Below are 17,149 nucleotides of genomic sequence, written 5' to 3' on the forward strand. Positions count from 1 at the left end.
AAACGCCCGCAGTGTCGCAGAAAAAACTGAAGATTTGGTGCATGGCACCGTATTTTGCGGGGCAGGCACGGCTGCGGGGGCGGGAAAACCCGCCTGCCCGCGTGCATATGTGCCTGCCCCAAGGTGCATTATTCGAATTCCATGATCACATCATCAACCGCCAGGCTGTCGCCAGCGGATGCGTTGATCTTGGACACCACCCCCTTACGCTCGGCGCGCAGGATGTTTTCCATCTTCATGGCTTCGACAGTGCAGAGCGCCTGGCCCTCCTGGACCTCCTGCCCCACTTCGACGTCGACCTTCACGATAAGGCCGGGCATCGGGCACAGGAGCATCTTGGAGGTATCGGGCGCGACCTTTTCCGGCATCAGCGCGGCCAGTTCGGCCTGACGCGGAGTGCGCACCTTGACGGCCAGGTCAGCGCCGCGGGAGCGGACGCGGAAGCCCTGGGTCACCTTGCCCACCTTCAGCACCAGGGTCTCGCCGTTCACCTGCAGGGTGGCCAGCTGGTCGCCCGGGGTCCAGTCGGAGGTCACACGGTAGCTGCCGCCGCCCTCGAAATTGACGGTGGCGCCGTCGCGGTCAGCGTCGATCTCCACGTTGAAGGACTGGTCCTGCAGGCTCACCACCCAGTCGGTGCCGACCTTGCGCTCATGGTTGTCCATCCGGCCCGACACGCGGGTGCGGCGGATTTCGGCAACCCGGTGCATGGCGGCGCAGGCGGCCGCGATCTTGCGCAGGTCGTCGCTGTGCAGTTCAACGCCCTCAAACCCGTCGGGGTACTGTTCCTCGATGAAGGCGGTGGTCATGGAACCGTCGATAAAGATCGGGTGGTCCATCACCGCGCTGAGGAACGGCAGGTTGTGGCCGATGCCCTCCACCTCGAAGCTGTCGAGCGCGGTCCGCATGGCGCCGATGGCGTCCTCGCGGGTCGGCGCCCAGGTGCAGAGCTTGGCGATCATCGGGTCGTAGTACATCGAGATCTCGCCGCCCTCATAGACGCCGGTGTCGTTGCGCACGGCGGTCTCGCCAGCAGGCGCATCACCTTGCCATTTGCCGTTGACCAGCATCGGGCCAGCCGCGGTTTCCGCCGGCGGGCGGTAGCGGGTCAGGCGGCCGATGGAGGGCAGGAAGCCGCGGTAGGGATCTTCGGCATAAAGACGGTTTTCAATCGCCCAGCCGGTGAGTTTCACATCTTCCTGGCGCATCGGCAGTTCGGCCCCGTCAGCGACGCGGATCATCTGCTCCACCAGGTCGACGCCGGTGATCAGCTCAGTCACCGGATGTTCCACCTGCAGGCGGGTGTTCATTTCCAGGAAGTAGAAGTTCTTGTCGCCGTCGACGATGAATTCCACGGTGCCGGCAGAGGAGTAACCAACGGCCTTGGCCAGTGCCACGGCCTGCTCGCCCATCGCCTTGCGGGTTTCCTCATCAAGGAAGGGCGACGGGGCTTCTTCGACAACTTTCTGGTTGCGGCGCTGGATCGAGCATTCGCGCTCACCCAGGTAAATGCCGTTGCCGTGCTTGTCGCAGAGCACCTGGATTTCGATGTGGCGCGGCTGGGTGACAAATTTCTCGATGAAGATCCGGTCGTCGCCGAAGGAGTTTGCGGCCTCGTTCTTGGAGGACTGGAAGCCTTCGCGGGCTTCCTCGTCGTTCCAGGCGATCCGCATGCCCTTGCCGCCGCCGCCGGCGGAGGCCTTGATCATCACCGGGTAGCCGATCTCATTCGAGATCTTAACCGCCTCGTCGGCATCGGCAATCAGGCCCATGTAGCCGGGCACCGTGGAGACGCCTGCCTCCTGGGCGATTTTCTTGGAGGTGATCTTGTCGCCCATCGCCTCGATCGCGCCCTTGGGGGGGCCGACAAAGGCAACGCCTTCGGCCTCGAGCGCCTCGGCGAACTTGGAGTTCTCGGAGAGGAAGCCATAGCCCGGATGCACCGCCTGCGCGCCGGTTGCGCGGATCGCCTCCATCACCTTGTCGATGACGATATAGGACTGGTTGGCAGGCGGCGGGCCGATGTGGACGGCCTCGTCGGCCATTTGCACATGCAGGGCCTGCTTGTCGGCGTCGGAGTAGATGGCAACGGTTTTGATACCCATCTTGCGCGCGGTTTTGATCACACGGCAGGCGATCTCGCCCCGGTTGGCGATCAGGATCTTATCAAACATAGGCAGTCCCTTGTTCCTTGGTATTCCGGAATGCAAAACGCCGCGCCCGGGGAAAGCCCGGACGCGGCGTTTGCGCGATTTCAGTAGCCGCCCGCGAGGGGCAGCTGTTCAGTGCCGCGGCAGCACCCTCAGCATTTGCGGGGGTTTTGCTCGCAGTAAACGAGGTTTGCGGCCACGCCGACGGCTGCGCCGGTGACCAGGTTGGCATCCAGCACTGCAGCGCCAAGCGCGCCGGCGCCGCCGCCGTAGATGATCCGTTCGCCGGTGGTGTCGCCACAGGCTGCCACAAGGCCGCAGAGCGACAGCGCCGCGATGAGAGATTTTGCCCGCATGTCCATGTTCCTTCTTCCGGGGACGTCAGTGTCCCTGCGGAATTTGCAGGCTGGCAAGCCGGGCGCAACGCTGCTCGGATCCGGGGTGTCTGATGGGCGGAGGCTTGCCGCACCGGGGGGGAGATGCGGCAAGCTTCCGCCAATGCCTGAAGGGGATAAAAGACGGGCAGGCCGCGGATGGGGGCGCGTACCTGCCCGTTCAGGCGAAGGGGCCGGAACAGATGCTCGGCACAGCAGCGTGGCTGCGCTGCTTGACCCACGATGCACCGGGCGGCAGCAGCTGTAAGCCCCTGAAATTCAACACCCCCGAATTTGGCAGATTCCTGCTGAACTGGAAGGGCCGTGTGCAAATTCACGCCGAAATTGCGGCGCCCCGGACGCCGGGACAGGCTGCGCGCAAGGGACCGCGCCGCCAAGCCCGAGATATGCGTCCGGGTGCGCGCCATCAGTCGAACGCCTCCGGGAAGGACGCGCGCGCAACCGCCTCGTTGATAACCAGCAGCGCCTCATAGCTTGCGGGATCAAAGGGATCTTCGGCCGGGATCACCTCGCGGCCGAACAGCCAGCTGAGACGGCCTGCATCGAGGTTGCCGCGCTCAAACGGCTGGTCGCCGAAATGCTCCCACAGGGACTGCATGAACATCAGGTCGACGCGTTTGTCGACGTTCTTGCGGTCGCGGAAGCGCTCGCGCCGGGTCAGCGGCGTGACCCCTTTGGGGTTGGGGCGGCGGATGGTGAATTGGAAATCTGTGCCGGGCATACGGCCCGGGAACCCGCGGTGTTTCAGCATTTGGGTGCCTCCGGTCCGGCACCCCACGGGGCGGCGGGGGCCGGCCGCAGGGCCGGACCCCTGTAGTGTTTAGTTGTACTTGCCGGTGAAAACCGGTTCTTCGGTGACCGGCTCAACAACGACGAATTCTTCTTCCTGCTGGGCGCAGGCGGTGACGGCGGCCAGCAGGCCTGCCAGGGCGAAAAGCTTGATGCTCTTGGACATTTCTGTCTCCTGATAAAATGTGTGAAACCTGCGGCGGCTGTGCCGTCCGCGTGCCTCAACCTCAATGCGAAGGCAGCCTTATGACTGCCCGCGGCGAGGATAACCGGGTTTGCGGCCAAGTCACATGCAAATCGCGGCAATTGACGGGGCTGTGGCTGCAATGCCGCAAGATTCCGCCGATCCTGCCCAAGACCCGCAAGATATTGTGGAACCATCAGAAAGCCTCCCACATGCAGGCGGCGCCGTCGGGGCGGTAGGCTTCGAAGAACTGGGTCGCGTCCGGGTCCTGGGCGCCAAAGGGCACCATCCGGTCGGAGAGCGAAATCACCACCCGCGCCGCGGTCAGGCCATGTTCGGCCAGATAGGGCAGCGCGATGCTGCCGCAAAGGTGGTCCATGTCGGGGGCGGCGGCCTCATAGCTGACTGTTCCGCTTTCACGGGCGATCTGCGGTGCGAGGAAGCGGAACCGCGCCCAGGTTTCGCCGGACTGGCCAGGGGCCTCGTCCAGAAGCACTTCTGCCAGCGTCACAGGCTGGCCCGAGGGCACGGAGACGGCATCTGCCGCCGCGGCGGTCAGGGCACAGAAGGCAAAGGGGATTGCCGCCAGATATCCGCAGCCCCGGCCCCCGGTTGCCCGGGCTCCTCCGGCCGGAGCTGCAGGCGCTGCGCAAGTGGCGCGCGCTGTCTGATATCGGCTGGCGCGGATCATGACGCTGATTCGGCCTCCATGTCAATTTTTGCCGCGAATCTATGCGAATCCTTCGCATCTGCCGGGGAATCGGGCAGCGAGGCGTCCCGGCCCCTGCTGGCATGGCGGATCCAGCGGGCGCGGCGGGCGGGGTTATCCAGAACCTCTGCTATCAGCGCGGCGGCATTGGCAGGCACCCGGCCCGTCACCTGGCCGCCTGCACGCACCCGCAGCCCCTGCCCTTCGGCGGTGATCTCCACCACAGGGGAGAAGCCGCGCAGGGACTGCAGCTTGCGCCACATGTCCTGACGGATCTGATGCGCCAGCCGCAGGGGATCAGCGGCAGGCAGCACCGTTTCCGCCACCACGTCGAAGCGGGCAGGCAGGCGGCGCGACAGCGTCAGGCTGCTGTCCGTGCGGGTGATATGCCAGGGGGTGCGGGTCATCTATCCCAATCTTTAACGATGGAAGAAGGATTTACGGCCTTTCCAGGAGTACACGTTCTGCTACTCCCCAATCCCGTGCAGGTGTATTTGACCGCACTGATGAGCTTGATTTGGAGCTGGTTTACAGCGTCCCCGTATTTGCTCCTTAGGAGCGTCCTTGCGGTCTGTATCGCTTGTTTTTGAGACTGCCCTTTTTCCGGGATCACAAAAACTGTTCCGGGTTCAGAATTTAATGCGTAAGTGACGCCTTCAGGGACAACTGGATTGTGGTCCAGTGCATCAATTCCAAAAGTTCCGGACGTGAGAACATATTGCCCGCCAGCCTTGTGCTTCACATTGTCAAACAGGGCGTAGGGAAGTCCCTCTTCCCGGTTCAATGGAAACCAGGTGGATTTCAGGTCCCAACGATAATTTCCGAAAAGGTAACCTCCAGTTTTCTTACGGCAGTCCTGAACCGAACCTTCCTTGACCGGACAAAATATGGCTCCGGTAAAAGGGGCATCCTGACGACGGCTATACAGCATCATTAGGTAGACGTCTTTTTTGGAAATCTTGACGTCTTTCCCTGCATCCGCCTCAGACACCCACCCCAAAATGGAGGCAGCAGCCACAACTGAGGCAAAAAGTGTTTTTTTAATTGCGAACAATTCTGACTCCTTGATTTCGCGGACCTCTCGCAGAGCAAACAGGCTCAGCGAGAGGCCTTGCTGAAAAACTCCCGCCGTGTCCTTACAGCGGAATGTTGTCGTGCTTTTTCCACGGGTTTTTCAGCTGCTTGCCCCGCAGCGAGGCAAAGGCGCGGCTGACCCGTTTGCGGGTGGACTGGGGCATGATCACTTCGTCGATGAAGCCGCGTTCCGCCGCCACGAAGGGGTTGGCAAAGCGGTCTTCGTAGTCTGCCGTGTGGGCCGCGATCTTGTCCGCATCGCCAAGGTCGGCGCGGTGGATGATCTCGGTTGCGCCCTTGGCGCCCATCACCGCGATCTCGGCGGTCGGCCAGGCATAGTTGAAGTCGCCGCGCAGATGCTTGGAGGCCATCACGTCATAGGCGCCGCCATAGGCCTTGCGGGTGATCACGGTGACCTTCGGCACGGTGGCTTCGCCATAGGCAAACAGCAGCTTGGCGCCGTGCTTGATGACGCCGCCGTATTCCTGGCTGGTGCCCGGCAGGAAGCCCGGCACGTCGACAAAGGTCAGGATCGGGATCTCGAAACAGTCGCAGAAGCGCACGAAACGGGCGGCCTTGCGGGAGGAGTCGATGTCGAGGCAGCCCGCCAGCACCATCGGCTGGTTGGCGACGACGCCCACGGTCTGGCCCTCAAGGCGGATGAAGCCGGTGATGATGTTCTTGGCGAAATCCTCCTGGATTTCGTAGAAGTCGCCCTCATCCGCGACCTTGGTGATCAGCTCCTTCATGTCGTAGGGGCTGTTGGGGTTTTCCGGGATCAGGGTGTCCAAGCTTTCCTCGATCCGGCCCGGCTGGTCAAAGAACGGGCGCACCGGGGGCTTTTCACGGTTGTTCAGCGGCAGGAAGTCGACCAGGCGGCGGACCTCGGCGAGCGCCTCGACGTCGTTTTCAAAGGCGCCGTCGGCGACAGAGGATTTGCGGGTGTGGGTGGAAGCCCCGCCCAGTTCCTCAGCCGTGACCACTTCGTTGGTCACGGTTTTCACCACGTCGGGGCCGGTCACGAACATGTAGGAGGTGTCCTTGACCATGAAGATGAAGTCGGTCATCGCCGGGGAGTACACGGCACCGCCGGCACAGGGGCCCATGATGACGGAGATCTGCGGGATCACGCCGGAGGCCATGATGTTGCGCTGGAAAATCTCGGCGTAGCCGGCCAGCGCGTCGACGCCTTCCTGGATACGGGCACCGCCTGAGTCGTTGATGCCAATGACCGGCGCGCCGTTCTGCACCGCCATATCCATGATCTTGCAGATCTTCTGCGCGTGGGTGGCAGAGACAGAGCCGCCCAGCACGGTGAAGTCCTGGGAGAACACATAGACCTGGCGGCCGTTGATGGTGCCCCAGCCCGTGACCACGCCATCACCGGCCGGCTTGTTGTTTTCCATGCCGAAATCGGTGCAGCGGTGGGCGATGAACATGTCGAACTCTTCGAAGCTGTCCTCGTCCAGCAGCAGCTCGATCCGTTCACGGGCTGTCAGCTTGCCGCGCCCGTGCTGTGCGTCGATGCGGCGCTGGCCGCCGCCCAGCCGCGCGTCCTGGCGGCGGTCTTCCAGCTCGGAAAGAATGTCTTTCATGGCTCATGTCCCCTGTCAGTTTCAGCGCGACCATATATTGCGCTGCGGCGAAGCCAAAGGACATTATCGCAAATTTGCAAACCGTTTGCATACGCGAGCCGCAAAGTTGAAAATCAGCAAACTCAACCAGCCGCAACCGCAGCCCCGCAATGCACATGAAGGTCTCCCGGAATGCGCGATAGACAAGGGCGGCGAGCCCCTATAAGGCAGATGGTATGTCCACATATGATACCAGGGCCTCTGGCCAGCGGACGCCCCCGCGCATTTTCACCCTGATCCTGCTGGCAGGCCTGTCGGCGCTTGGCATGAACCTGCATCTGCCGTCGCTGGCGGGAATGGCAGAGTATTATGCGGTGGATTATCGGGTAATGCAGCTGTCGGTGGCGCTGTATCTGGCAGGCAATGCGGTGGTGCAGATCTTTGTCGGGCCGATTTCCGACCAGATGGGGCGGCGTCCGGTCATTCTGATCAGCATCGTTCTGTTCCTGCTGGCCACACTGGGCTGCATCTATGCGCCGACGGCGGAGCTGTTCCTGTTGTTCCGGGTGGCGCAGACAGTGGTGGCGGCCACCATGGTGCTGAGCCGCGCCGCGGTGCGCGACATGTATGACACCAATGAGGCCGCCAGCATGATCGGCTATGTCACCATGGGCATGGCGGTGGTGCCGATGATCGGCCCGGCGATCGGCGGTTTTCTGGACCAGTGGATGGGCTGGACCGCCAATTTCTGGCTGCTGTTCCTGGTCGGCGCGGCGACGCTGCTGATCACCTTCACCGATTTCGGCGAGACCGCACACAAGAGCGGCAAGACGCTGGTGGCGCAGTTCCGCGAGTACCCGGAGCTGCTGCAGTCGCCGCGGTTCTGGGGCTATTCCCTGTCCTCCGGCCTGGCGTCGGGCGCGTTCTTTGCCTACCTCGGCGGTGCGCCCTTTGTCGGCACCGAGGTATACGGGCTGAGCACTGCGGAGTTGGGTGTCTTCTTCTCCGCTCCTGCGGTCGGGTATTTTGCCGGCAATTTTGTCTCCGGCCGGTTCTCCACCCGGCTGGGCGTCAACCGCATGGTGCTATGGGGCTGCGTGATCAATGGCGGCGGGGTGCTGCTGTCCTTGCTGATTGCGATGGCGGGCGCAGATACGGTGTGGACCTTCTTTGGCCTCATGTGCTTTGTCGGGCTGGGCAACGGCATGGCAATCCCCAATGCCACCGCAGGCGCGATTTCGGTGCGGCCGCATCTGGCGGGCACCGCCTCCGGCCTCAGCGGCGCGATCATGATCGGCGCGGGTGCCGCGCTCAGCGCCTTTGCAGGGATGCTGCTGGTGCCGGGGTCAACTGCAGTGCCGCTCCTGGTGATCATGTTTGCCACCGCCATGATGGGCCTGGTCGCGATCTTGCTGGTGGTCTGGCGGGAGCGGCAGATCGGCGCATAAGAGCCGCCACGGGCTTGCAGGGGTGAGTTTGCAATTATACCATTCGCAAGAATTGAATTTGCAAAGGCTCCCCTCATGGCCACCCAGAAACTTTACGCGGGCGCCAAGCTGCGCGAGATGCGGCAGCGGCTGGAGCTGACGCAGAAGGATTTCGCCGCCAAGCTGGGGGTCTCCCTGCCCTATCTGAACCAGATGGAGAACAACAATCGCCCGGTGTCGACCACGGTGGTGCTGGCACTGGCGCAGGAATTCGGCATGGATGTGACCGAATTGTCAGCTGGGGACAGCGAACGGCTGGTCAGCGACATGCGCGAGGCGATGGCGGATCCGGTGTTTGCCGATGACGCGCCACCGCTGGCGGACCTGCGGCTGACCGCCTCAAACGCCCCTGCCCTGGCGCGGGCCTTTCTGGCGCTGCACCGGGCTTACCGGCAGACCCATGAACGGCTTGCCTCATTGGATGAGGCGCTGGGGCGGGAGGATGCGCGCATTCAGGCCAGCCCATGGGAAGAGGTGCGCGATTTCTTCCACTATTGCGACAACTACATCGACGCGGTGGACCACGCGGCGGAGCGGTTTGCCGCCACCAGCGACATCCGCGCGGCGGCCATTGCCGAGCTGGAGCGCGGCGGCATCAAGGTGCGCCAAACCGAGATGGAGGGCTTGCGCCATTACGACGCCGAAGCGCAGGTACTGCATCTGTCGAACCGCTCCGCGCCGCAGACGCAGCTGTTCCAGATGCTGCTGCAGGTGGCGCTCCTGCGGCAGAACACCCTGCTGGAGGCGACCCTCGATTTTGCAAAGTTTCAAAGCGAGGAGGCCCGCGCCATCGCCAAGATCGGCCTCGCCAACTATTTCGCCGGCGCGGCGCTGATGCCCTATGGCCGCTTTCTGGAAGCTGCACAGGCCTGCCGGCATGACCTGGAGCTGCTGGCGATCCGCTTTGGTGCTTCGATTGAGCAGATTGCGCACCGGCTCTCGACCATGCAGCGGCCCGGCGCCAAGGGCGTGCCGTTCTTCTTTGTGCGGGTGGATCAGGCGGGAACCATCACCAAGCGGCACTCGGCCACGCGGCTGCAATTTGCCCGCTTTGGCGGCGCTTGCCCCCTGTGGAACGTGCACCGGGCGTTTGAAACCCCGGGCCGGTTCCTGCGTCAGCTGGCGGAGACGCCGGATGGGGTGCGCTATATCTCGCTGGCCCGGGATGTGTCGAAACCGGGCGGCTCGTTCGGCGCGCCGGTGCGCCGCTATGCAATCGCGCTGGGGTGCGAGGTGCGCCATGCAGATGCGCTGGTCTATGCCGACGGGCTGGATGTGAGCCAGGACAGCGCCTATGAGCCGATCGGCATCTCCTGCCGGATCTGCGAGAGGAAGGACTGCCATCAGCGGTCCGTTCCACCGCTGGAGCGGCGGCTGACCATCAACACCGACCAGCGCGGTGTTCTGCCTTATGAGGTAAGTTGAGAGGGTGCGTGCGGCGGCAATTTTCTTCGAAGAAAATTGCCAAGGATTTTGAAAATCCTTGGGTGCACGGCAGCTTGCAGCGCGGTGAGGTCAGCCCCGCAGGCGGTCCAGAAGGCGTGCCATCAGTGCGCGTTCTGTCTTGGCGGCTGCTTGCGGCGGTTGCTTGGGCTGAACGGCTTCTGCTGGCTGCCACTGGCTCACGCGGTTTGGCGCAGGCTCCTGCGGCTGCGTACGGACCGCGGTTTCCGCCTGGACCAGATTGCGAACCCTGGCGAGAATCTCCGCATCGGACGCCTCTTCCGGCACGCCCTCGATCTCCTGCCAGCCCCCCGGCTGATAGACCTGTCCCATTGGGTTACTCCCTTGCACACTACACTGCAGCCTCAGGCCCGCGGACCCATTCCGGCTGCAGTCTGAAGATAGTGCAGCCGGTCACAATTTTGACGAATTTGCCTTAAATTCATCTAAATTGCCCTCAACCGGGAAGAAAACACTCAACACTAACACGGGCAGCGCGGCACTGTTTCCGGTACAGGATCAATCCAGCCGCTACGAATCTTCTGGCAATCACGGCGCGGGCCAACGCCCTACTCCAGCCCTTTCCAGAAGTGCTTGCGGTACTCTGCCTCGGTGATCACCTCTCCTGACTTCCGCGCGGCCTCGCGGTCCTTGGGCGGCAGCTGTTCCTGAAGGTAATCCACCCGCTTCCACTCCGGCACCGGCGTTTCGGCACCGTCAGCAGGCACATATTCAGAGCGGCCGGTACGATGGTAGCTGTGAATATACCGCGGGCAGTTGGTGAAGATGGCCTCAAGCTCCACCTGGACCAGCATCAGGGCCTCCGGGACGTCTGCCAGCTGCGGCTCGTCTGTCACAAGGCTGGCGGTGCCCTGCAGCCGCAGGCGGCGGGGCTGAGTGAAATCAATGAACAGCAGGCCGGCCTTGCCGGTGGCGGCGACATTGCCTGCCGACAGGAACATGCCGTTGCCGTCATAGACCGGAAAACGGAGGGTGCGATCGTCGGGCATTTGCACGAACCCCGGGAAGCCGCCCTTGTAAGACACCGTCGGATAGCCGCAGCGATCCACAGTGGAGAGGAAAAAGAAGTCGCTTGCGGCGATGAATTTCCGGTCCATCGGGGCCAGCGCCTGCCGCAGGACGTTGCCGTGCAGAGCGTCCGCCAGCCCCCGCGTGCCGAAGGCATCCTGCAGCTGGCGCTGCTCTGCGGAATAGAAATCAGCCATCAGTCGCACCTCCGCATTGCCGCAGGAGAGAGCATAGCACACGGCTTTCGATCCTGCGTCCCGGCTGTGCAGGTCCCAGTGCAAATACGGGGGGCCTGGAGATACCCCCGCAGGATAACCAGCTGAACTTACTCAACATTCACCCATTCTTTGCCAAAGCAGCCCGTAGCGGGGTTTCACCGTTGACTTGATGGCTGATCTGGAACAAAACAAGAACAGTATTGACTTGAGAAGGATAGTTTCATGGACGGTAAAAGCAGTATTTCCAGGGATTTCGATTTTGAGTTCGGCAGCTGGGTTGTGCGCCACCGCAGGCTGAAGGAGCGATTGACCGGCTGTGATGAATGGGAAGAATTCGAAGGCACATCAGAAACCCGGCCTGTTCTGGGCGGGAATGGCAATGTCGAAGACAACCTTCTTGAATTCCCAAGCGGTGCCTACCGGGCTATTGCGCTGCGGTCTTTTGATCCTGCCAGCCAGAAGTGGGCCATTTGGTGGCTTGCAGCCACCGATCCGCACCAGTTGGATGTGCCTGTGGTTGGCAGCTTCGAAGATGGCGTCGGAGCATTCTATGCAGAAGACACCCTACGCAGCGAACCCGTGTCGGTCAGGTTTCTCTGGCTGCATACCGGCACGGAGACGCCCCGCTGGGAACAGGCGATGTCCAGCGACGGCGGCAAGACCTGGGAAACAAATTGGACCATGGATTTCAGGCGCGCATAACAGGCGCGGCTGTTCCGTTGCCTGGGAGACCGCACAGCGGGGCACGACATAAATAAAGGGGCACCATTGGCGCCCCTTGCTTTGACTTCCGGTGCTCTGGTCTTACGCCTTCGACAAGATCCCCCAGATCTCGTCCTTCAGCGCGGCGCGCTGTTTGCGCAGATCGGTTTCGGCCTGGTCGCTGACCGGCTCCACGTTGGTTTCCGCCCGGTGCACGGCGCGGTTCACTTCGTGGTATTCATCGGACAATTTGGCGAAATGCGCATCCGACTGTTTCAGCTGGCTCATCAGGGCCGCTTTTTCCGGGAATTCTTCGGCCAGTTCATGGGGAGTATTGGACACCTGCTCGCTCCTTCTTCCTAGGGTCGTTTGCAGATTATTTCCTCCCCTGCCCCTTCACTTTGACGCGGATCAAAAGATGCCTGCGGCACGCGGATTTTCGGGAAAATTCCGGTAATAAAAAGCCGCCCGCACAAAGGGGAGGTGGCGGGCGGCTTGCTGGCAGTGCAACAGGATCAGCGTTGCGCTTCGCGCCAGTTCGGGTTGAACCACGGCTCTGCGTTGGAGGACGGCAGGCGGCGGCCCAGGATGTGGTCAGAGGCCTTCTCACCGGTCATGATCGAGGGGCCGTTGAGGTTGCCGTTGGTGATCCGCGGGAAGATCGAGCTGTCGGCAACGCGCAGGCCATCGACACCGATGACACGGCATTCCGGGTCGACCACCGACATCGGATCATCCGCCGCGCCCATCTTGCAGGTGCCGCAGGGGTGATAGGCGCTTTCCACATGCTCGCGCAGGAAGCCGTCGATCTCGTCGTCGGACTGCAGGTCGGCACCCGGCTGGATTTCGTGCTTGAGGAACGGTTTCATCGCGTCCTGGGCAAAGATTTCCCGCGTCAGGCGCACGCATTTGCGGAAGTCGATCCAGTCCTGCTCGGTCGACATGTAGTTGAACAGGATGTTCGGCGCGTCCTTGGGATCTTTTGACGCCAGCGTGACCTCGCCGCGCGACGGGGAGCGCATCGGGCCGACGTGGGCCTGGAAGCCGTGGCCTTCTGCCGCCGCCTGGCCGTCATATCGGACCGCGATGGGCAGGAAGTGGTACTGGATGTCCGGGTAATCCACACCTTTGTCCGAGCGGATGAAGGCGGCGCTTTCGAACTGGTTGGAGGCGCCCAGGCCGGTCTTGGTGAACATCCACTGGGCGCCGACAAGGCCCTTGCCCAGCAGGTTCCAGTATTTGAACAGGGTGATCGGCTGCTTGCAGGCGAACTGAAAGTAGAATTCCAGGTGGTCCTGCAGGTTCTGGCCGACGCCGGGGCGGTCGGCGACCACGTCGATGCCGTGTTCGGCCAGGTGCTTGGCCGGGCCGATGCCGGAAAGCATCAGCATCTTGGGGGAGTTCAGCGAGGACGCGGCCAGGATCACCTCGGCGTTTGCGCGGATCACCTCAACCTTGCCGCCGCGTTCGATCTCGACACCGACGGCGCGGCCGTCCTCGATCACCACCTTGCGGGCGAAGGCACGGATAAGGTCGCAGTTTTCACGCTTGAGCGCGGGCTTCAGGTAGGCGTTGGCGGCGGACCAGCGGCGGCCCTTGTAGACCGTCATTTCCATCGGCCCGAAGCCCTCCTGCTGTTCGCCGTTGTAGTCGGAGGTGACCGGATATCCCGCCTGCTCGCCCGCCTTGACGAAGGCGTCATGCAGCGGGTTGTCGCGGGGGCCGCGGGTCACGTGCAGCGGGCCGTCCTTGCCGCGCCAGTCCGGGTCGCCGCCGTGGCCGCGGTCGTTCCAGGTTTCCATGCGTTTGAAGTACGGGAGCACATCGGCATAGGACCAGCCCGCCGCTCCGCTTTCGGCCCAGTGGTTATAGTCGCCTGCGTGGCCGCGCACGTACACCATGCCGTTGATCGAGGAGGAGCCGCCGATCACCTTGCCGCGCGGGCAAACCAGCTCGCGGCCGCCCAGATGCGGTTCGGGCTGGGATTTATAGCCCCAGTCATAAAGCGGCATGTTCATCGGGTAGCTGAGCGCGCCCGGCATCTGGATAAACGGCCCGGCATCGGTGCCGCCGTGTTCGATCACCAGAACCTTCTTGCCGGCCTCGCTGAGCCGGTAGGCCATGGCACAGCCGGCAGAGCCGGCCCCGACAATCACATAATCCGCGTTCATTTCCATTCTCCATCCGGCAGCGGGACGTTCTGGTCTGCTGCCGTTTTCTTCAGATTGGGCGGGCGCGCGGGGCGCCCTGCCCGGCCGTTGCTTTCAGACAGCGCCGATCAGAACGCCGCTTCGACGTCGCCCATGCGAACGTAGACCGACTTCACCTGGCTGAAGTGCTTGATCGCCTCTTTCGAGTTCTCGCGGCCAACACCCGAAGCCTTCACGCCGCCGAACGGTGCCTCAACCGGGGCGTCGTTGTAGGAGTTGATGAAGCAGCTGCCCGCCTCCAGCTGGCCGATCACCCGGTGGGCGCGGCTGAAGTCGTTGGTGAAAACGCCGGCGGACAGACCGAATTCGGTGTCATTGGCGCGGGCGATCACCTCTTCCTCTGTGTCGAAGTCGAGGACGGACATGACGGGCCCGAAGATTTCCTCACGCGCGATGGTCATGTCGTCGGTCACATCGGCAAAGACCGTGGGCTGGATGTAGTAGCCCGGCATGTCCGCACGCGCGCCGCCGCAGATCAGGCGGGCGCCTTCTTCTTTGCCCTTTTCAATGTAGCCCAGCACGATGTTCATCTGGTTTTCAGTGACCATCGGGCCGAAGCTGGTGGCCTCATCCATCGGGTCGCCCAGGATGGCGTTGCCGGTGCGCTCCGCCAGGCGGGCCAGGAATTTCTCCTTGATGCCCTTCTGGACAAACACACGGGTGCCGTTGGAGCAGACCTGGCCGGAGGAGTAGAAGTTGCCGTTGATGGCGCCGCCGACGGCGTTGTCGATGTCGGCGTCATCAAAGATGATCAGCGGCGACTTGCCGCCCAGCTCCATGGTGACGTGCTTCATGCCTTCGGCGGCGGCGGCATAGACTTTCTTGCCGGTCGGCACCGAGCCGGTCAGCGAGACCTTGTCCACGCGCGGGTCGGTGACCAGCGCGCCGCCGACCTCGCCCATGCCCTGGATGACGTTGTAGATACCAGCGGGGGCGCCCGCTTCGTGCAGGATCTCGGCCACTTTCAGGGCGCAGAGCGGCGTGGTCTCGGACGGTTTGAACACCATAGAGTTGCCGCAGGCCAGCGCCGGTGCGCCTTTCCAGCAGGCGATCTGGGTCGGGTAGTTCCAGGCGCCGATGCCCACACACAAGCCCAGCGCTTCGCGCACGGTGTAGACCCAGTCCTCGCCCATCGGGATGTGCTCGCCGGTCAGGGAGCCTGCCAGGCCGCCGAAGTATTCCAGCGCGTCGGCACCGGAGGTGGCGTCGGCCACCAGGGTTTCCTGCAGCGGTTTGCCGGTGTCGTAGGTTTCCAGAACCGACAGTTCGTGGTTGCGCTCGCGCATGATGTCGGCGGCACGGCGCAGGATGCGGCCGCGCTCGGTTCCGGTCATCTTGGCCCATGCCTTCTGGGCTTCCTTGGCTGTGGACAGCGCCTGATCGACGATCGCCGGAGTGGCTGCGTAGACAGTGGCGATCTGCTCACCCGTGGCGGCGTAGATCACCGGGATCGGGGTGCCTGCGGTGTCTTCGACGTATTCGCCGTTGATGAAGTGGCTGGCCTTGGGCTGTGCGGGATGTGTCATGTTGTGTGTCTCCAGCGGGGGTCTTCAGCAGGGGGAGATGCTGAACGGTTGCTATGGTTATTCGCCGCGGGGAAAGCGTTTGCTTTCCTCGAGGTTGTCGAGATTCATGTGGTTGCGCATGTAGCGCTCGGAGGCCTTTTGCAGCGGCTGGTAATCCCAAGGGTAGTAGCCGCCCTGGCGCAGCGCCTCGTAGACGACCCAGCGGCGGGCCTGGCTGGCGCGTACCTCTGCGTCGAAGGTTTCCAGGTTCCAGCGCGCCTCCGACTTGGCACGCAAGCTGTTCAGCGTGCCAGCGTGGGCAGGATCGTCTGCCAGGTTGTTGAGCTCGTGCGGGTCGGCCTCCAGATCGAACAGCTGATCGGGGTCCAGGGCGCAGCGGTTGTATTTCCACTTGCCATAACGGAGCGACACCAGCGGCGCATATGACGCTTCCGCGGCGTATTCCACGGCGACCGGTTCAGTGCGTTCCGTTCCATTGGCCAGCGGCACCAGGTTCTGGCCGTCGGTCCAGGGTTCGATTTCCGCCATATCGACACCGGCCAGCGCGCCCAGCGTCGGGGTTACGTCCAGTGTTGAAACCGGGGTTTCAATGAGGCCCGCGGGCAGGTCCGGCGCCGAGATCATCAGCGGCACGCGGGAGGAGCCCTCGTAGAAGCTCATCTTGAACCACAGGCCGCGTTCGCCCAGCATGTCGCCGTGGTCGGAGACAAACAGGATGATCGCTTCTTGCCTTGTGGTTTCCAGCACGTTCAGGATCTCGCCGATCTTGTCATCCAGGTAGGAGATATTGGCGAAATAGGCGCGGCGGGAGCGTTTGATGTTCTCCTCGGTGATGTCGAAGCTGCGCCAGTCGTTGGCGTCAAAGATCCGCTTGGCGTGGGGGTCGTGGTCCTCGTAGTCCATGGCGGGGACTTCGGGCAGCAGGTGCTCGCAGTCCTCGTAAAGATCCCAGTACTTGCGGCGTGCCACATAGGGGTCGTGCGGGTGGGTGAAGGAGACGGTCACGCACCAGGGGCGGTCGTCCAGCCCGCGCGACAGCTCATAGAGCTTGGCGGTGGCGTTGTAGGCGACCTCGTCGTCGTATTCCATCTGGTTGGAGGTCTCTGCCACCCCTGCCCCGGTTACGGAGCCCATGTTGTGGTACCACCAGTCGATCCGCTCGCCCGGTTTGCGGTAGTCCGGGGTCCAGCCGAAGTCGGCCGGGTAGATGTCGGTGGTCAGGCGGTCCTCGAACCCGTGCAGCTGGTCGGGGCCAACAAAGTGCATCTTGCCAGAGAGGCAGGTGTAATACCCGGCGCGGCGCAGGTGGTGGGCGTAGGTCGGGATGTCGCTGCGGAATTCCGCCGCGTTGTCATAGACGCCAGTGCGCGAGGGCAGCTGGCCGGACATGAAGGAGGCGCGGCCCGGCGCGCAGAGCGGCGACGCGGTATAGGCGTTTTTGAAGCGGGTGGAGCGTTCCGCCAGTTTCTTCAGGTTCGGCGCATGCAGCCATTCGGCGGGGCCATCCGGGAAAAGCGTCCCATTCAACTGGTCAACCATCAGGATCAGGATATTCGGGGCACTCATCGCGGACCTCCCAAGTATTGGCGATGTTTCTTCGAAAGGCGCCTGGCAGGCCCGAAGGCGTTGCCAGGCAGTTGGAGGCTGGTCCCCTCATTC

The 17,149-nt window shown here is 63.0% G+C and carries 17 protein-coding genes; 3 read left to right on the forward strand and 14 right to left on the reverse strand.

Features of this window, described 5'->3' with window-relative positions; translation table 11 throughout:
• Window positions 1-128: 128 nt before the first annotated feature.
• The 8 genes from RA21_RS11465 to RA21_RS11490 form a co-directional block, all read right to left on the reverse strand.
• Window positions 129-2,174, reverse strand: coding sequence for an acetyl-CoA carboxylase biotin carboxylase subunit (locus RA21_RS11465; protein WP_039148945.1), 2,046 nt, complete (start codon window positions 2,172-2,174; stop codon window positions 129-131).
• A gap of 128 nt (window positions 2,175-2,302) precedes the next feature.
• Window positions 2,303-2,506 (reverse strand): hypothetical protein, encoded by a 204-nt coding sequence (locus RA21_RS11470; RefSeq protein ID WP_029204763.1) that lies wholly within the window; start codon window positions 2,504-2,506, stop codon window positions 2,303-2,305.
• 445 nt (window positions 2,507-2,951) lie between these two features.
• Window positions 2,952-3,296: a hypothetical protein gene (locus RA21_RS11475; RefSeq protein ID WP_039148948.1), complete on the reverse strand. Its 345-nt coding sequence runs from the start codon at window positions 3,294-3,296 to the stop codon at window positions 2,952-2,954.
• 69 nt (window positions 3,297-3,365) lie between these two features.
• Complete coding sequence (locus RA21_RS23435; protein WP_019295689.1) at window positions 3,366-3,500, reverse strand: hypothetical protein; 135 nt, start codon at window positions 3,498-3,500, stop codon at window positions 3,366-3,368.
• A gap of 214 nt (window positions 3,501-3,714) precedes the next feature.
• Window positions 3,715-4,107, reverse strand: a complete 393-nt coding sequence (locus RA21_RS23155) for a DUF6497 family protein (RefSeq protein WP_342586522.1) — start codon at window positions 4,105-4,107, stop codon at window positions 3,715-3,717.
• Window positions 4,108-4,205: 98 nt separating this feature from the next.
• Window positions 4,206-4,634 (reverse strand): hypothetical protein, encoded by a 429-nt coding sequence (locus RA21_RS11485; protein ID WP_039148954.1) that lies wholly within the window; start codon window positions 4,632-4,634, stop codon window positions 4,206-4,208.
• Window positions 4,631-5,281, reverse strand: coding sequence for a hypothetical protein (locus RA21_RS22615; RefSeq protein WP_152610536.1), 651 nt, complete (start codon window positions 5,279-5,281; stop codon window positions 4,631-4,633). Before RA21_RS22615 ends, RA21_RS11485 begins: the two co-directional genes overlap by 4 nt.
• 82 nt (window positions 5,282-5,363) lie before the next feature.
• Window positions 5,364-6,896: an acyl-CoA carboxylase subunit beta gene (locus RA21_RS11490; protein ID WP_039148956.1), complete on the reverse strand. Its 1,533-nt coding sequence runs from the start codon at window positions 6,894-6,896 to the stop codon at window positions 5,364-5,366.
• Window positions 6,897-7,111: 215 nt separating this feature from the next.
• On the opposite strand from RA21_RS11490, the gene RA21_RS11495 reads away from it, so the two are divergent.
• Together RA21_RS11495 and RA21_RS11500 are read left to right on the forward strand one after the other, a co-directional pair.
• Window positions 7,112-8,323 carry a multidrug effflux MFS transporter gene (locus RA21_RS11495; RefSeq protein WP_019295693.1) on the forward strand — a complete coding sequence of 404 codons (1,212 nt, stop codon included), beginning with the start codon at window positions 7,112-7,114 and terminating at the stop codon, window positions 8,321-8,323.
• A gap of 75 nt (window positions 8,324-8,398) precedes the next feature.
• Complete coding sequence (locus RA21_RS11500) at window positions 8,399-9,787, forward strand: helix-turn-helix domain-containing protein (protein WP_039148959.1); 1,389 nt, start codon at window positions 8,399-8,401, stop codon at window positions 9,785-9,787.
• A 90-nt stretch (window positions 9,788-9,877) separates the two neighbouring features.
• Here the strand turns inward: RA21_RS11500 and RA21_RS11505 are convergent, their stop codons facing one another.
• Together RA21_RS11505 and RA21_RS11510 are read right to left on the reverse strand one after the other, a co-directional pair.
• A complete protein-coding gene (locus tag RA21_RS11505; RefSeq protein ID WP_039148963.1) occupies window positions 9,878-10,138 on the reverse strand; it encodes a hypothetical protein in 261 nt (86 codons plus the stop codon).
• A 236-nt stretch (window positions 10,139-10,374) separates the two neighbouring features.
• On the reverse strand, window positions 10,375-11,031 hold the full coding sequence (locus tag RA21_RS11510) for a pyridoxamine 5'-phosphate oxidase family protein (protein ID WP_039148966.1): 657 nt from the start codon (window positions 11,029-11,031) through the stop codon (window positions 10,375-10,377).
• 243 nt (window positions 11,032-11,274) lie between these two features.
• On the opposite strand from RA21_RS11510, the gene RA21_RS11515 reads away from it, so the two are divergent.
• A complete protein-coding gene (locus tag RA21_RS11515) occupies window positions 11,275-11,754 on the forward strand; it encodes a hypothetical protein (RefSeq protein WP_019295697.1) in 480 nt (159 codons plus the stop codon).
• Window positions 11,755-11,856: 102 nt separating this feature from the next.
• Here RA21_RS11515 and RA21_RS11520 read toward each other — a convergent pair whose 3' ends face one another.
• The 4 genes from RA21_RS11520 to betC form a co-directional block, all read right to left on the reverse strand.
• A complete protein-coding gene (locus RA21_RS11520; protein ID WP_039148969.1) occupies window positions 11,857-12,096 on the reverse strand; it encodes a YdcH family protein in 240 nt (79 codons plus the stop codon).
• Window positions 12,097-12,269: 173 nt separating this feature from the next.
• Entirely contained in the window at window positions 12,270-13,925 is a 1,656-nt protein-coding gene (gene betA / locus RA21_RS11525; protein ID WP_039149130.1) for a choline dehydrogenase, read from the reverse strand.
• Between the two features lie 107 nt (window positions 13,926-14,032).
• Entirely contained in the window at window positions 14,033-15,490 is a 1,458-nt protein-coding gene (betB, locus tag RA21_RS11530; RefSeq protein ID WP_039148972.1) for a betaine-aldehyde dehydrogenase, read from the reverse strand.
• A gap of 57 nt (window positions 15,491-15,547) precedes the next feature.
• A complete protein-coding gene (gene betC, locus RA21_RS11535) occupies window positions 15,548-17,056 on the reverse strand; it encodes a choline-sulfatase (RefSeq protein ID WP_039148978.1) in 1,509 nt (502 codons plus the stop codon).
• Window positions 17,057-17,149 lie beyond the last annotated feature (93 nt).

The organism is Leisingera sp. ANG-DT, from assembly GCF_000813785.1.
Taxonomy (GTDB): Bacteria; Pseudomonadota; Alphaproteobacteria; order Rhodobacterales; family Rhodobacteraceae; genus Leisingera.

Coding starts and splice junctions, on each gene's coding strand:
- betC (WP_039148978.1), bottom strand. CDS start 17,056: ATGAGTGCCCCGAATATCCTGATCCTGATGGTTGACCAGTTGAATGGG.
- RA21_RS11505 (WP_039148963.1), bottom strand. CDS start 10,138: ATGGGACAGGTCTATCAGCCGGGGGGCTGGCAGGAGATCGAGGGCGTG.
- RA21_RS11465 (WP_039148945.1), bottom strand. CDS start 2,174: ATGTTTGATAAGATCCTGATCGCCAACCGGGGCGAGATCGCCTGCCGT.
- RA21_RS23435 (WP_019295689.1), bottom strand. CDS start 3,500: ATGTCCAAGAGCATCAAGCTTTTCGCCCTGGCAGGCCTGCTGGCCGCC.
- RA21_RS11485 (WP_039148954.1), bottom strand. CDS start 4,634: ATGACCCGCACCCCCTGGCATATCACCCGCACGGACAGCAGCCTGACG.
- RA21_RS11495 (WP_019295693.1), top strand. CDS start 7,112: ATGTCCACATATGATACCAGGGCCTCTGGCCAGCGGACGCCCCCGCGC.
- RA21_RS11470 (WP_029204763.1), bottom strand. CDS start 2,506: ATGCGGGCAAAATCTCTCATCGCGGCGCTGTCGCTCTGCGGCCTTGTG.
- RA21_RS11500 (WP_039148959.1), top strand. CDS start 8,399: ATGGCCACCCAGAAACTTTACGCGGGCGCCAAGCTGCGCGAGATGCGG.
- RA21_RS11510 (WP_039148966.1), bottom strand. CDS start 11,031: ATGGCTGATTTCTATTCCGCAGAGCAGCGCCAGCTGCAGGATGCCTTC.
- RA21_RS11490 (WP_039148956.1), bottom strand. CDS start 6,896: ATGAAAGACATTCTTTCCGAGCTGGAAGACCGCCGCCAGGACGCGCGG.
- betA (WP_039149130.1), bottom strand. CDS start 13,925: ATGAACGCGGATTATGTGATTGTCGGGGCCGGCTCTGCCGGCTGTGCC.
- RA21_RS11475 (WP_039148948.1), bottom strand. CDS start 3,296: ATGCTGAAACACCGCGGGTTCCCGGGCCGTATGCCCGGCACAGATTTC.
- RA21_RS11515 (WP_019295697.1), top strand. CDS start 11,275: ATGGACGGTAAAAGCAGTATTTCCAGGGATTTCGATTTTGAGTTCGGC.
- betB (WP_039148972.1), bottom strand. CDS start 15,490: ATGACACATCCCGCACAGCCCAAGGCCAGCCACTTCATCAACGGCGAA.